Below are 13,422 nucleotides of genomic sequence, written 5' to 3'. Positions count from 1 at the left end.
ATGAAACCGACCCGTCCCTTTCACCAGACGCCCGTCATCACCATCGACGGCCCGACTGCCTCGGGCAAGGGCACCGTCGCCGCGCTCGTGGCGGCGCACCTCGGCTTTCACCTGCTCGACAGCGGCGCCCTGTACCGGCTCGCCGCGCTCGCCAGCGTGCGCTACGGCATCGCGCCGGAGGACGCCGACGGTCTTGCAAAGCTCGTCGACGACCTGCACATCACGTTTCGCGAAGGTCTTGCCCAGCTGGACGGCGTGGACGTATCGACGGAAATCCGGGCCGAAGAGATCGGCAAGCGCGCCTCGGCCATTGCCGTTCATCCCGCTGTGCGCGCGGCGCTCGTAGCGCGCCAGCGTGCCTTCCGCAAGCCGCCGGGCCTCGTTGCGGACGGCCGCGACATGGGTACCGTCATCTTCCCGGATGCCGCGCTGAAGGTCTTTCTGACGGCAAGCGTGGAGGCCCGCGCGGCGCGCCGGCATAAGCAATTGATCCAAAAAGGTTTTTCTGCTAATATGGATGACTTGCTCCGGGATTTGCGTGAACGCGACGAGCGCGACAGTACGCGTGCGGCCGCGCCGCTCAAGCCTGCGGCAGATGCAAGGCTGCTCGATACCTCGGCGCTCTCCATCGACCAGGCGGTTGGTGAAGTGGTGCAGTGGTACCGCGCAGTGCCGGGCGCCCAGCATGACGGTGCCCACGGCAGACAGTAGGCAGCAAGAATTAGCAGTAAGCAGCGAGCAGTAGGTGCTCCGCCGTGAAACGCGGAGCGTGTGTTAAACCCTTTAACCCCGTATGGCTTTCGCATCGGGCCGCGAACGTTTTCGTTGCGGCGCAGCAGTCGGCAGGCGTGCCACCTGGCGCGTCCAGCAAGTCGAGCGGCGAAAACCATGCAACTTCCGATTTTTATGTCCGACCTGCAAACCTCTACCCCGAATACCGAATCTTTCGCGGCTCTGTTCGAAGAGTCGCTGACCCGCCAGGACATGCGCGCCGGCGAAGTCATCTCTGCCGAAGTCGTGCGTGTCGATCACAACTTCGTGGTCGTCAATGCCGGCCTCAAGTCCGAGGCCTACATTCCCATCGAGGAATTCCTGAACGACCAGGGCGAGGTTGAGGTTCAGGCGGGCGATTTCGTTTCCGTCGCGATCGACGCGCTGGAAAACGGCTATGGCGACACCATCCTGTCGCGCGACAAGGCGAAGCGTCTGGCTTCGTGGCTGTCGCTGGAAAAGGCCCTCGACAACAACGAACTCGTGACCGGTACGATCACGGGCAAGGTGAAGGGCGGTATGACCGTGATGGTCAACGGCATCCGCGCGTTCCTGCCGGGTTCGCTCGTCGACACGCGTCCGGTCAAGGACACCACCCCGTACGAAGGCAAGACGCTCGAATTCCGCGTCATCAAGCTCGACCGCAAGCGTAACAACGTCGTGCTGTCGCGCCGTGCCGTGATCGAAGCTACCCAGGGCGAAGAGCGCGCGAAGCTGCTCGAGACGCTCAAGGAAGGCGCGATCGTCAACGGCGTGGTCAAGAACATCACCGACTACGGCGCGTTTGTGGACCTGGGCGGTATCGACGGCCTGCTGCACATCACCGACATCGCGTGGCGTCGCGTGCGTCACCCGAGCGAAGTGCTGTCGGTTGGCCAGGAAGTCACCGCGAAGATCCTCAAGTTCGACCAGGAAAAGAACCGCGTTTCGCTCGGCATCAAGCAGCTCGGCGACGATCCGTGGGAAGGCATCTCGCGCCGCTACCCGTCGGGCACGCGCCTGTTTGGCAAGGTCACCAACATCACCGACTACGGCGCATTCGTCGAAGTGGAATCGGGCATCGAAGGCCTCGTCCACGTGTCGGAAATGGACTGGACCAACAAGAACGTTGCACCGTCGAAGGTCGTGCAGCTGGGCGACGAAGTCGAAGTCATGGTCCTCGAGATCGACGAAGACCGCCGCCGTATCAGCCTCGGCATGAAGCAGTGCAAGCCGAACCCGTGGGACGACTTCAGCCGCAACTTCAAGAAGGGCGACAAGATCAGCGGCGCCATCAAGTCGATCACCGACTTCGGCGTGTTCATCGGTCTGCCTGGCGGCATCGACGGCCTGGTTCACCTCTCCGACCTGTCGTGGAGCGAGACCGGCGAAGAAGCCGTGCGCAAGTACAAGAAGGGCGACGAAGTGGAAGCGGTCGTGCTCGGCATCGACGTCGAGAAGGAACGCATTTCGCTCGGCATCAAGCAGCTCGAAGGCGACCCGTTCAGCAACTTCGTGGCCATGAACGACAAGGGCTCGATCGTCGACGGTACGGTCAAGGCCGTGGACGCGAAGGGCGCTGTGGTGCAGCTCACGGCTGACGTCGAAGGCTACCTGCGCGCGTCGGAAATCGCTCAGGACCGCGTCGAAGACGCACGTAACGTGCTGAAGGAAGGCGACAAGGTCAACGCGATGATCATCAACATCGATCGCAAGTCGCGCGGCATCAACCTGTCGATCAAGGCGAAGGATTCGGCCGAGCAGCAGGAAGCCCTGCGCACCATCTCGTCCGACACGAACGCGGCGGCAAGCGGCACGACGAACCTCGGCGCGCTGTTGAAGGCCAAGCTCGACGGCCAGAACCAGTAAGCCTCGAGGAGGCTCGCTGAAGTATGACCAAATCTGAATTGGTCGCGCAGCTGGCTACGCGATTTCCGCAACTTGTCCTCAAGGATGCGGATTTCGCGGTCAAGACGATGCTCGACGCGATGTCCGAAGCGCTTGCGAAAGGACATCGCATCGAAATTCGCGGCTTTGGCAGCTTCGGGCTGAACCGCCGTCCGTCGCGCGTCGGGCGCAATCCGAAGTCGGGCGAGAAGGTGCTGGTACCGGAGAAGCACGTACCGCACTTCAAGCCGGGCAAGGAACTGCGCGAGCGTGTGGACCGGCGTTCGGGCGAACCGCTCAAGGCCGAGGAGCCGGACGACGATCAGTAAGCGCCGTCTTCCGATGGTCCTGAATGCAGCCGGCGGCTAACGTCAGACGGCATTGATTAAAAAAGCGCCTCCGGGCGCTTTTTTTCTGCCTGCTTTCCGCGGCTTACCGCCTACGTCTGTTGGGCCAGGGCTTCATTTACAATACGGGTCACTTCGGCGCGGACCTTCCGTGGTGCGGCATCCCACGGCCGGCGCCGCCCTGCAACTGCCAAGAGACCTCTTCATGAAATTTATCGCCTGGCTGATTCGTGTACTGGTGTTCGTCTTGCTGCTCGTGCTTGCGCTTGCGAACACGCAGAGCGCTACGCTGAATTTCCTTGCCGGCTATGCGTGGCAGGCGCCGCTGATCCTGATCGGCCTCGTCTTCTTCGTGGTTGGCCTGCTGGCGGGCCTCGTTTCGCTGCTGCCGCAGGTGTTTCGACTGAGGCTCGAGAACGGCCGCCTGAAGCGCGATCTTCGCGCCGCGCGCGAGACGCCGGCGCCGGTGGCCGAGCCGCCCATGCCGCCGCTCATCTGACCCAAACTCCCGTCGCCGCGCGCCGTTCGCGCGCGGCTTTGTTCCTGCCTTTACCATCGTTCGCATGGATCTGGATTTCTGGTGGCTCCTCGTCATACCGGTCGCGTTCGCGCTCGGCTGGATGGCGGCGCGCTACGACCTCAAGGCGTTGCTTTCCGAAAGCGCCAATCTTCCGCGTTCGTATTTCCGCGGCCTCAACTTCCTGCTCAATGAGCAGCCCGACAAGGCGATCGATGCCTTCATCGAGGTTGCTAAGCTCGATCCCGAAACCGTGGAGCTGCACTTCGCCCTCGGCAACCTGTTTCGTCGTCGCGGCGAAACGGACCGGGCGATCCGCGTGCATCAGAACCTGCTCTCTCGCGCCGACCTGCCCGCGAGCGAGCGCGATCACGCGCTCTATGAGCTGGGTCAGGACTTCCTGAAGGCAGGCCTGCTCGATCGCGCCGAAGAGACGTTCCGGGCGCTCGAAGCTGGCGACTACGCCCTCGGTGCCCAGCGCGCGCTGCTCACCATCTACGAGATCGAAAAGGACTGGAACCGCTCCATCGACACGGCTCGCAAGCTGGAGACCATGGGCGCGGCTTCGCTCGATCTCGAAATCGCGCAGTTCCATTGCGAACTTGCGCAGGAAGCGCTGCAGCAGAAGAAGCCCGACGAGGCACGTCGTCAGCTCGATCTCGCGCTGAAGGCGAATGCCCAGAACGTGCGCGCCACGATCCTGACGGGCGATGTGGATGCGGCGGCCGGCCATCACGAGGCCGCGCTCGCGCAATGGCGCCGCGTCGAGGAGCAGAACGCATCGTATCTGCCGCTCGTCGCCGAAAAGGTGATGAAGACGTACGAGACGCTCGGCCGTGCCGAAGAGGGCGTGCAGTTGCTCACGTCGTGGGTGGACCGCTATCCGTCGAACGATCTGCTCGACGTGGCGTACCGCTATGTCGAGAACCTGCGCGGTCTCGACGCTGCGCACGCGCTCGCGCGCGCGCAGATGCAGAAGTCGCCCAACCTCGCGGGCATGATGCGCTTGCTGGAAGCCCAGCAAGCCACCGCCGAGGAACCGCGCAAGAGCGAACTCGAACTCATGCGCACGCTGATCCGGCAGCGCACCAAAAATCTGCCACGGTATACGTGCCAGAATTGCGGTTTCCGGGCGCGTCTCTTCTACTGGCAATGTCCCGGCTGCAGCGGCTGGGAAACCTACGCGCCGCGCCGCGTCGAGCCGATTACCGCTTCGAGCTGAGGCGCCGCAGCAGCCCCGCTCGCGCGGGCGCTTGCTGCACGAAGATTGCCCGGGCCTTCCCGGAACCCGTCAACGAACTTCATGACCGGAATCTAGACCCGGAACACGTATGAAAATCACCATCATCGGCACCGGCTATGTCGGCCTCGTCACGGGGGCCTGCCTCGCTGAAATCGGCAACGACGTCTTCTGTCTCGACGTCGATCCGCGCAAGATCGGCATCCTGAACAACGGGGGCGTGCCCATTCACGAACCCGGCTTGCAGGAGATCATCGCGCGCAATCGTGCGGCAGGGCGTATCACGTTTTCCACCGACATCGAAGCGAGCGTTGCGCATGGCGACGTGCAGTTCATCGCCGTGGGTACGCCGCCCGACGAAGACGGTTCCGCCGACCTCCAGTACGTACTCGAAGCGGCACGCAACATCGGCCGCTACATGGACGGCTTCAAGGTGATCGTGGACAAGTCCACGGTGCCGGTGGGCACGGCCCGGCGCGTGAGCGACGCGGTGCGCGCCGAGCTCGCGCAGCGTGGCCTTGCGGACAGCGCGCAGCATCGTTTCTCGGTGGTGTCCAATCCCGAGTTCCTCAAGGAAGGCGCGGCCGTGGACGACTTCATGCGACCCGACCGCATCCTCATTGGTAGCGATGAAGACGAGGACGGTCTGGTTGCGCGCGAGAAGATGAAGCGGCTCTACGCGCCGTTCAACCGCAACCACGAGCGCACGCTGTACATGGACGTGCGCTCGGCGGAATTCACGAAGTACGCTGCGAACGCGATGCTCGCCACGCGCATCTCGTTCATGAACGAACTCGCGAATCTGGCCGACCGCGTCGGCGCGGATATCGAAGCGGTGCGTCGCGGCATTGGTTCGGACCCGCGCATCGGTTACCACTTTCTCTATGCGGGCTGCGGCTACGGTGGCTCGTGCTTCCCGAAAGACGTCCAGGCGTTGATCCGCACCGCGGCAGAGATCGGCGAGCATCTGCGCATTCTCGAAGCGGTCGAGGACGTCAATCATGCGCAGAAGGAAGTCCTCGTGCGCAAGATCACGAAGACGCTCGGCGAAGACTTGCGCGGCCGTACGTTCGCCGTGTGGGGGCTCGCGTTCAAGCCGAACACGGACGACATGCGCGAGGCTCCGAGCCGCCGCGTGATCGCCGATCTGCTCGCACGCGGCGCACAGGTTCGCGCCTACGATCCCGTCGCGACCGAGGAAGCGCGCCGCGTCTTCGCCATGGACCTGGAGAATGCACCGGACCATCTCGCGCGCCTGCATTTCACAGGCACCCAGGACGAAACGCTCGCGGGTGCCGACGCGCTCGTGATCGTGACCGAATGGAAGGAATTCAAGGCACCGGACTTCGCGCATCTGAAGGCCGTGCTCAAGACGCCGCGTATCTTCGACGGTCGCAACCTCTACGAACCGGACGCGATGAGCGAACTCGGCATCGACTATTACTCGATTGGACGGCCCCATGTCGCAATCCAGAATGGCTCCGGCGTCGCAGTCTGACGGCGCGCGCGCCATGGCGCCGGGCAGCAGGCTGGCTCCCGAGGTCGGCATCGTGCCGCGCGAGCGGCTTGCCGGCGCGCGCGTGCTCGTGGTGGGCGATGTGATGCTCGACCGCTACTGGTTCGGCGACGTCAATCGCATCTCGCCCGAAGCGCCCGTGCCCGTGGTGCACGTGCAGCGCCAGGAGGACCGGCTCGGCGGCGCGGCGAACGTCGCGCGTAACATCGCCGCGCTCGGCGCCCAGGCGGGGCTGCTCTGCGTGGTGGGCCACGACGAGCCGGGCGAGCGCATCGTGGAGCTGCTCGACGCGAGCGGCGTCACGGCGTATCTCGAGCGCGATCCGGCGCTGCCGACCACCATCAAGCTGCGCGTGCTCTCGCGTCAGCAGCAATTGCTGCGCGTCGACTTCGAGAACACCCCGGCGCACGAAGTGCTGCTCGCCGGGCTCGCCCGTTTCGATGCGCTGCTGCCGTCGCACGACGTGATCCTGATGTCTGACTACGCGAAGGGCGGGCTTACGCACGTCACGCGCATGATCTCGAAGGCACGCGAGGCGGGCAAGGCCGTGCTCGTGGACCCGAAAGGCGACGACTGGGAGCGTTATCGCGGCGCGAGCATCATTACCCCGAACCGCGCCGAGTTGCGCGAGGTGGTGGGCAAGTGGAAGTCGGAGGAAGACTTGCTGGCTCGCGTCACGAAACTGCGTACCGATCTGGACCTGGGCGCGCTGCTGCTCACGCGCTCGGAAGAAGGCATGACGCTCTTCTCGGACGACGGCATCCTGCACGCGCCGGCGGTAGCACGCGAAGTGTATGATGTTTCGGGCGCTGGCGACACGGTGATCGCCACGCTCGCCGTCATGCTGGGCGCGGGCCTGTCACTCTTCGAGGCCGTGTCGCTGGCCAACCGCGCGGCGGGCATCGTCGTCGGCAAACTGGGTACGGCAACGGTCGACTACGACGAACTCTTCAACTGACACCACGATCATGACTCTCATCGTGACCGGCGCGGCCGGCTTCATCGGCAGCAACATCGTCAAGGCGCTCAACGAGCGCGGCGAACAACGCATCATCGCCGTCGACAACCTCACGCGCGCGGACAAATTCCGAAACCTCGTGGACTGCGAGATCGACGACTATCTGGACAAGACCGAATTCGTCGAGCGCTTCGCGCGCGGTGACTTCGGCAAGGTACGCGCGATCTTTCATGAAGGCGCCTGCTCGGACACCATGGAAACCGACGGCCGCTACATGATGGACAACAACTTCCGCTACAGCCGCGCGGTGCTCGACGCGTGCCTCGCGCAGGGCACGCAGTTCCTGTATGCGTCGTCGGCGGCGATTTACGGCGGGTCGAGCCGCTTCGTTGAAGAGCGCGAGGTGGAAGCGCCGCTCAACGTCTACGGTTATTCGAAGTTCCTGTTCGATCAGGTGATTCGCCGGGTGCTGCCGCAGGCGCGCAGCCAGATCGCGGGCTTTCGCTACTTCAACGTGTACGGGCCGCGTGAAACGCACAAGGCGCGCATGGCGTCGGTGGCGTTCCACAACTTCAACCAGTTCCGCGCCGAAGGCAAGGTGAAGCTATTCGGCGAGTACAACGGCTACGGGGCGGGCGAGCAGACGCGTGACTTCGTCTCGGTCGAAGACGTGGTCAAGGTCAACCTGTTCTTCTTCGATCATCCCGAGAAGTCGGGCATTTTCAATCTCGGCACGGGCCGCGCGCAGCCGTTCAACGACATCGCGACGACCGTGGTCAACACGCTGCGTGCGCTCGCGGGCGAGGCCCCGCTTTCGCTCGCCGAACAGGTGCAGCGCGGGTTGATCGAGTACGTGCCGTTCCCCGACGCGCTGCGTGGCAAGTATCAGTGCTTCACGCAGGCCGACCCCACGAAGCTGCGCGCAGCGGGTTACGACGCGCCGTTCCTTTCCGTCCAGGAAGGCGTGGACCGTTACGTGCGTTGGCTATCCGGCCAGGTGTGATTCCGGCTTCGGTCTCCCTACACTGAGGTCTCCTGCTGGCGATGGGCGCCAGTCAGGAGTCCAGAGGGAGATCCAGCATGTTCAAAAAAATTCTCGCTGCCGCGGCGCTCGTTGCCGCGTTCGGTCAGGCGTTTGCCGCCGTCGACGTCAACACGGCCAACGAAGATGCACTGCGCGGCATCAAGGGCATTGGCCCGGCGAGAGCCAAGGCCATTCTCGACGAGCGCGGCGCGCACGGCCCGTTCAAGGACCCCGCCGATCTCGGCAAGCGCGTGAAGGGCATGGGCGGCCATACGGTCGAGCGGCTGCAGGCCGAAGGTCTGAGCGTCGGGCCCTCCACGCCGGCTACCGGCTCGCAAACCGCGGCGGTCGCACAGGCGCACGCCACACCGGCCGCAGGCTCGCAAAAGCCGGCGCCCGCCACGACGGCGAAGAAATAGGCGCGATTCGCGGCATCCCGCTTCAGGTCACGTCCCCTGCGTGCACGTCGCCACCCTCGTGTACGCGCCCAGAGCGGGTTTCGGGTCCACGACGAAACACGCTCCTTCAGCCGTCCTTCATATGACTGGCTCCCGCGGCCTTGGCCGCGGGCTTTTTGGCGTTCGGCGTCCCGTGCGACACGCGTCATTCAGTTCGATGCACTTCCCTTCATCTGCCTTCACCCCCCTTCGCGCAGCAGGGTCGGGCGGCACCCGCGGGCGGCGTGGTTTAGAATCGACGCATTCATCCCCTGTTTGCGCAACGCTTCATCCTGCGCCCGACTGCGATCCGCGTATGGCCTACAAGACAATCGAAGACACGATCGGCAATACCCCGCTCGTGCAACTCGTCCGGCTTTCGGACGATGAAATCCGCAGCCGCAACAATGTCGTGCTCGGCAAGCTCGAGGGCAACAACCCCGCAGGCTCCGTGAAAGACCGCCCGGCGCTCTCGATGATCCGCAAAGCCGAAGAACGCGGCCGCATCAAGCCGGGCGACACGCTCATCGAAGCCACGAGCGGTAACACCGGCATTGCGCTCGCGATGGCCGCCGCCATTCGCGGCTACAAGATGGTGCTCATCATGCCGGAAGACCTTTCGGTAGAGCGTCGCCAGAGCATGGCGGCCTACGGCGCGCAGATCGTGCTCACGCCAGTGAAGGGCGGCATGGAGTACGCGCGCGATCTCGCCGAGCAGATGCAGCGCGACGGCAAGGGCATCATCCTCGACCAGTTCGCCAATCCCGACAATCCGCTTGCGCACTACGAGACCACGGGGCCCGAAATCTGGCGTGAGACCGAAGGTCGCATCACCCACTTCGTATCGTCGATGGGCACGACGGGCACCATCATGGGCGTGTCGAAGTATCTGAAAGAGCAGAACCAGGCTGTCGAGATCGTCGGTGCCCAGCCCGAAGAGGGCTCGCGCATTCCGGGCATTCGCAAGTGGCCCGAAGCCTATCTGCCGAAGATCTTCGATCGCAGCCGCGTGGATCGTGTCGAGAACGTGAGTCAGGCGGCGGCGGAAGCCATGGCGCGGCGTCTCGCTTCGGTCGAAGGGATCTTCGCGGGCATCTCGTCGGGCGGTGCGTGCGAGGTCGCGTTGCGCATTGCGCGCCAGGTCGAGAACGCCACGATCGTGTTCGTGGTGTGCGACCGTGGCGACCGGTATCTCTCGACGGGCGTGTTCCCCGCCTAAAGCGCGCAACGTTTCAAAAAACGCGGAGCATGTCACCGCGTCCGCTGAATGACAAAACGCCGGCAATGTCCGGCGTTTTGTTTGTTTAAGCGACGACTCACGAATCAGGTGGCGACGATAGACCGCCTTAGTCTGCGGAAGGTGCAGCGGGCGTCGTGGGCGCCACAGGCATTAACGGCGCGGGTACCGTTCCACCCGGGGCGGAGTTGCCTGGCGTAGCTCCGTTCTGCGCAGGAACGCCGGCCGCGGGAAGGCCGCCCGACACCGAAGCTCCCTGCGGCGCGAACGCGGGTGCCGCGGCGCCGGAAGCAGCGGCGCCCGAGCCCGCGCCAGGTATGCCGCCGTTGCTCGCCATCATTTGCGCCTTCACTTTCTGTCCGAGTTGATACACCGCAAGCGCGTAGAAGAAGCTGCGGTTATAGCGCGTGAGCACGTAGAAATTTCTGAGTCCCAGCACGTACTCGGTAGCGCGTCCCGGCGTTGGCAGGTCCACGATGGTGACCGGCGTGCCCGCTTCCGAGGCGATGTCGATGTCGGGCTGGTTCAGCACCAGTCCGGCGCGCAGCAGTTGCTCGAGCGGCCAGTGCGGCTCAGGCTGTCCGTCGGCGGCGGCCTGCGCGACACCCTGGCTACCCGGGTCGCCTGCAATCTTCCACACCACGGGGCGTCCCGTTTCCCAGCCGTTCTGCTTGAGATAGTTCGCGACACTGCCGATCGCATCCGCCTGGCTCGTGCGCAGGTCGATCTGTTTGTTGCCGTCGTAACTCACCGCGTATTTCACGATGCTGCTGGGCAGGAACTGCGGAATGCCGATTGCGCCCGTGTATGAGCCCAGCACGCTGGTTGGATCGACCTGTGAGTCGCGCGTCCACACCAGGTAGTCTTCGAGGTTCTTGCGGAACGTCGCCATGCGATCGGCGCGGTTCGGGGTATCCGGGTAGTCGAAGGTCAGCGTGGTGAGCGCATCGAGCACGCGGAAGTTGCCCATGAAACGTCCGTAGATCGTCTCGACACCAATGATGCCGACGATCACCTCGGGCGGCACGCCGAACTCGTCGTAGGCGCGTTGCAGCGTCGCCTGGTTCTCGCGCCAGAAGCGCACACCCGCATTCACGCGTATCGCATCGAGAAAGCGCGCCTGATAAGCGCGCCAGTTCTTCGCCGCGGGCGTGGGCGACGGCAGCACGAGCTTCACCGCGGTTGCCGAGTAGCTCGCGTGCGCAAAGAGCGCATGCAGGGCGGCAGGATCGAAGTCGTAGCGGGCAACCATGTCGTCGACGAATGTGTCGACGTTGGGATTGTTCGCGTAACGCTGCGGGATGATCTCTTCTTCGAAGGTCTGCCCCTGCGGTACGGGAGCCTGCGGCTGGGCCTGGGCGAGACGCATGGCGGGCGTGGAACTGCCGGTCTGAGCGAATGCCGTAGAGGGCGCCGCGAGCGTCTGTAGCGCAATGCATGTCGCAGCGGTGAGCGTCGAGGCGGACAGGCGGCGGAATACGGGCGAAGCAGACTTGAAGATCATGGGCAGCAAGGCGGGAGAACAGACGGAGCAAAACGGTTCGGCGCAGTATAACCGACGACTCTGGCGCAACTAACCTCGCCGAACGACAGGGCGCGGGCCCTTGCGGCATGGGGTCGAGTCGCGGCGTCGTGTGGTAACGTGACGGTTATTACCCGCGGCGCGTTGCCGCGCGCATATGAAGGAGACCTGCCGCGCACGAGCCGACGGCGCGCGCCGCAGAACGAACGAATCATGGCAACAGCCTTCTACTCCCACGCCGATTGTCTGCTGCACGAGATGGGACAATGGCACCCCGAGTGTCCCGCGCGGCTGCAGGCGATCGAAGACCAGCTGATCGCAAGCCGCATCGACGCGCTGATCGAACGCGAGCCGGCGCCGCTCGCCGATGAAGCCGCGCTACTGCGTGTCCATACGAAGGCGCATGTCGATCACATTCGGGACACCTCGCCGATCGAGGGCTACGCGCCCATCGATCCCGACACGTCGATGAATCCGCACACCTGGCAGGCAGCGCTGCGCGCAGCGGGCGCGGCCATTGCCGCCACGGACGCCGTGATCGCGGGCCAGTACGACAACGCGTTTTGCAGCGTGCGTCCGCCGGGACATCACGCGGAGCCGGCACGCGCCATGGGCTTCTGCTTCTTCAACAACGTGGCGATTGCGGCGCGACATGCGCTCGACGTTCACGGCCTTGCGCGCGTGGCGATCATCGACTTCGACGTGCATCACGGCAACGGCACCGAGGCCGCGTTCGCCGCAGACCCGCGCGTGCTGATGTGCAGCTTCTTCCAGCATCCGTTCTATCCGTTCACGGGCGCGGACAACCAGGCTCCGAACATGGTCAACGTGCCGATGCCGGCGCGCTCGAAGGGCATGGCGGTGCGCGAGGCGGTGGACGTGCTGTGGCTGCCGCGGCTCCACGACTTCAAGCCCGAGATGATCTTCATCTCCGCCGGCTTCGATGCCCATCGCGAGGACGACCTCGGCAACATGGGCCTCGTTGAAGACGACTACACGTGGATCACCGACCGCGTGCGCGACATCGCAAACCGCTATGCGCGCGGGCGCATCGTGAGCTGTCTCGAAGGCGGATACAACCTGTCTGCGCTCGGCCGCAGCGCCGTCGCGCACATTCGCGCGCTGGCGGAGGTTTGAGGAGGCGAGCATGAGCACGCAAACCGTTTCGTCGAAGGCGAGCGAAGCCAGCCCGCTGGTCGAGCTAACCCGGGACGCCTACGGAGTGCATGGCGTGACGGCCGTTACGCTCAATCGGCCGGATGCGTTCAACGCACTATCCGAAGCGCTGCTCGACGAATTGCAGACTGCGCTCACGTCGATTGCAGCGAGCGACGCCCGTGTCGTCGTGATTGCCGGCGCGGGACGCGCTTTCTGCGCGGGACACGACCTGAAGGAAATGCGCGCGGCGCCGTCGCTCGAGTATTACCAGGCGCTGTTCGCGCGCTGCACGAAGGTGATGCTGGCAATCCAGCGCATGCCCCAGCCGGTGATCGCGCGCGTGCATGGCATCGCGACCGCCGCCGGCTGTCAGCTGGTGGCGATGTGCGACCTCGCCGTGGCATCGGACGAAGCGCGTTTCGCGGTCTCCGGCGTGAACCTCGGGCTCTTCTGTTCGACGCCTTCCGTGCCGCTCACGCGCAACGTGTCACGCAAGATGGCCTTCGAGATGCTGATGACCGGCGAGTTCATCGATGCGCACGAAGCCCGGCGCCGCGGGCTCGTGAACCGCGTGGCGAGCGCTGCCGAACTGGACGCCACGTTGGCAGCGCTCGCCGCGAGCATCTGCGCCAAGCCGCGTGCCGCGGTCGAGGCGGGCAAGGCGTTGTTCTACCGGCAGCTCGAAATGGGTGTCGAGGCGGCGTACCAGCTTGCGGGACAAACGATGGCCTGCAACATGATGGAGGACGCCACGCTGGAAGGTGTGCAGGCCTTCATCGAAAAGCGGGCGCCGCGGTGATGAAGTGACACGGGGCGAAACACGAGGCGA

General features: G+C 64.5%; 13 protein-coding genes. 12 read left to right on the top strand and 1 reads right to left on the bottom strand.

Annotated elements, in window-relative coordinates; translation table 11 throughout:
* The 10 genes from cmk (at nucleotide 1) to cysM (ending at nucleotide 9,895) form a co-directional block, all read left to right on the top strand.
* On the top strand, nucleotides 1-711 hold the full coding sequence (gene cmk, locus PXJ20_RS07690; RefSeq protein ID WP_017774582.1) for a (d)CMP kinase: 711 nt from the start codon (nucleotides 1-3) through the stop codon (nucleotides 709-711).
* A gap of 177 nt (nucleotides 712-888) precedes the next feature.
* The gene (gene rpsA, locus PXJ20_RS07685; protein ID WP_081884853.1) at nucleotides 889-2,619 is read left to right on the top strand and encodes a 30S ribosomal protein S1; all 1,731 of its coding nucleotides are present in this window, start codon (nucleotides 889-891) and stop codon (nucleotides 2,617-2,619) included.
* Nucleotides 2,620-2,642: 23 nt separating this feature from the next.
* Nucleotides 2,643-2,966, top strand: a complete 324-nt coding sequence (locus PXJ20_RS07680; RefSeq protein ID WP_017774584.1) for an integration host factor subunit beta — start codon at nucleotides 2,643-2,645, stop codon at nucleotides 2,964-2,966.
* Between the two features lie 223 nt (nucleotides 2,967-3,189).
* The gene (locus PXJ20_RS07675) at nucleotides 3,190-3,483 is read left to right on the top strand and encodes a LapA family protein (protein WP_017774585.1); all 294 of its coding nucleotides are present in this window, start codon (nucleotides 3,190-3,192) and stop codon (nucleotides 3,481-3,483) included.
* 64 nt (nucleotides 3,484-3,547) lie between these two features.
* Nucleotides 3,548-4,723: a lipopolysaccharide assembly protein LapB gene (lapB, locus tag PXJ20_RS07670; protein WP_017774586.1), complete on the top strand. Its 1,176-nt coding sequence runs from the start codon at nucleotides 3,548-3,550 to the stop codon at nucleotides 4,721-4,723.
* A gap of 109 nt (nucleotides 4,724-4,832) precedes the next feature.
* Nucleotides 4,833-6,239, top strand: a complete 1,407-nt coding sequence (locus PXJ20_RS07665) for a UDP-glucose dehydrogenase family protein (RefSeq protein WP_199540329.1) — start codon at nucleotides 4,833-4,835, stop codon at nucleotides 6,237-6,239.
* 13 nt (nucleotides 6,240-6,252) lie between these two features.
* Nucleotides 6,253-7,215, top strand: a complete 963-nt coding sequence (rfaE1, locus tag PXJ20_RS07660) for a D-glycero-beta-D-manno-heptose-7-phosphate kinase (RefSeq protein WP_413213913.1) — start codon at nucleotides 6,253-6,255, stop codon at nucleotides 7,213-7,215.
* Between the two features lie 10 nt (nucleotides 7,216-7,225).
* Nucleotides 7,226-8,218: an ADP-glyceromanno-heptose 6-epimerase gene (gene rfaD / locus PXJ20_RS07655; RefSeq protein WP_017774589.1), complete on the top strand. Its 993-nt coding sequence runs from the start codon at nucleotides 7,226-7,228 to the stop codon at nucleotides 8,216-8,218.
* 77 nt (nucleotides 8,219-8,295) lie between these two features.
* Nucleotides 8,296-8,658 carry a ComEA family DNA-binding protein gene (locus PXJ20_RS07650; RefSeq protein WP_017774590.1) on the top strand — a complete coding sequence of 121 codons (363 nt, stop codon included), beginning with the start codon at nucleotides 8,296-8,298 and terminating at the stop codon, nucleotides 8,656-8,658.
* A 334-nt stretch (nucleotides 8,659-8,992) separates the two neighbouring features.
* Nucleotides 8,993-9,895, top strand: a complete 903-nt coding sequence (cysM, locus tag PXJ20_RS07645; RefSeq protein ID WP_017774591.1) for a cysteine synthase CysM — start codon at nucleotides 8,993-8,995, stop codon at nucleotides 9,893-9,895.
* A gap of 127 nt (nucleotides 9,896-10,022) precedes the next feature.
* Here the strand turns inward: cysM and mltB are convergent, their stop codons facing one another.
* Nucleotides 10,023-11,417, bottom strand: coding sequence for a lytic murein transglycosylase B (gene mltB, locus PXJ20_RS07640; RefSeq protein WP_421029695.1), 1,395 nt, complete (start codon nucleotides 11,415-11,417; stop codon nucleotides 10,023-10,025).
* Nucleotides 11,418-11,648: 231 nt separating this feature from the next.
* Between mltB and PXJ20_RS07635 the strand changes: the two genes are divergently transcribed.
* Entirely contained in the window at nucleotides 11,649-12,572 is a 924-nt protein-coding gene (locus tag PXJ20_RS07635) for a histone deacetylase family protein (RefSeq protein WP_017774593.1), read from the top strand.
* A 10-nt stretch (nucleotides 12,573-12,582) separates the two neighbouring features.
* The gene (locus PXJ20_RS07630) at nucleotides 12,583-13,392 is read left to right on the top strand and encodes an enoyl-CoA hydratase (protein WP_421029694.1); all 810 of its coding nucleotides are present in this window, start codon (nucleotides 12,583-12,585) and stop codon (nucleotides 13,390-13,392) included.
* Nucleotides 13,393-13,422: the final 30 nt, after the last annotated feature.

Origin of the sequence: Paraburkholderia sp. A1RI_3L, assembly GCF_048957895.1 — a bacterium.
In the GTDB taxonomy this organism is placed as follows: Bacteria; Pseudomonadota; Gammaproteobacteria; order Burkholderiales; family Burkholderiaceae; genus Paraburkholderia; species Paraburkholderia kururiensis.
The sequence above is the reverse complement of the archived record's forward strand: the minus strand, read 5'-3'. Positions and strand labels throughout refer to the sequence as shown.

Coding starts and splice junctions, on each gene's coding strand:
- cmk (WP_017774582.1), top strand. CDS start 1: ATGAAACCGACCCGTCCCTTTCACCAGACGCCCGTCATCACCATCGAC.
- rpsA (WP_081884853.1), top strand. CDS start 889: ATGCAACTTCCGATTTTTATGTCCGACCTGCAAACCTCTACCCCGAAT.
- PXJ20_RS07680 (WP_017774584.1), top strand. CDS start 2,643: ATGACCAAATCTGAATTGGTCGCGCAGCTGGCTACGCGATTTCCGCAA.
- PXJ20_RS07675 (WP_017774585.1), top strand. CDS start 3,190: ATGAAATTTATCGCCTGGCTGATTCGTGTACTGGTGTTCGTCTTGCTG.
- lapB (WP_017774586.1), top strand. CDS start 3,548: ATGGATCTGGATTTCTGGTGGCTCCTCGTCATACCGGTCGCGTTCGCG.
- PXJ20_RS07665 (WP_199540329.1), top strand. CDS start 4,833: ATGAAAATCACCATCATCGGCACCGGCTATGTCGGCCTCGTCACGGGG.
- rfaE1 (WP_413213913.1), top strand. CDS start 6,253: ATGGCGCCGGGCAGCAGGCTGGCTCCCGAGGTCGGCATCGTGCCGCGC.
- rfaD (WP_017774589.1), top strand. CDS start 7,226: ATGACTCTCATCGTGACCGGCGCGGCCGGCTTCATCGGCAGCAACATC.
- PXJ20_RS07650 (WP_017774590.1), top strand. CDS start 8,296: ATGTTCAAAAAAATTCTCGCTGCCGCGGCGCTCGTTGCCGCGTTCGGT.
- cysM (WP_017774591.1), top strand. CDS start 8,993: ATGGCCTACAAGACAATCGAAGACACGATCGGCAATACCCCGCTCGTG.
- mltB (WP_421029695.1), bottom strand. CDS start 11,417: ATGATCTTCAAGTCTGCTTCGCCCGTATTCCGCCGCCTGTCCGCCTCG.
- PXJ20_RS07635 (WP_017774593.1), top strand. CDS start 11,649: ATGGCAACAGCCTTCTACTCCCACGCCGATTGTCTGCTGCACGAGATG.
- PXJ20_RS07630 (WP_421029694.1), top strand. CDS start 12,583: ATGAGCACGCAAACCGTTTCGTCGAAGGCGAGCGAAGCCAGCCCGCTG.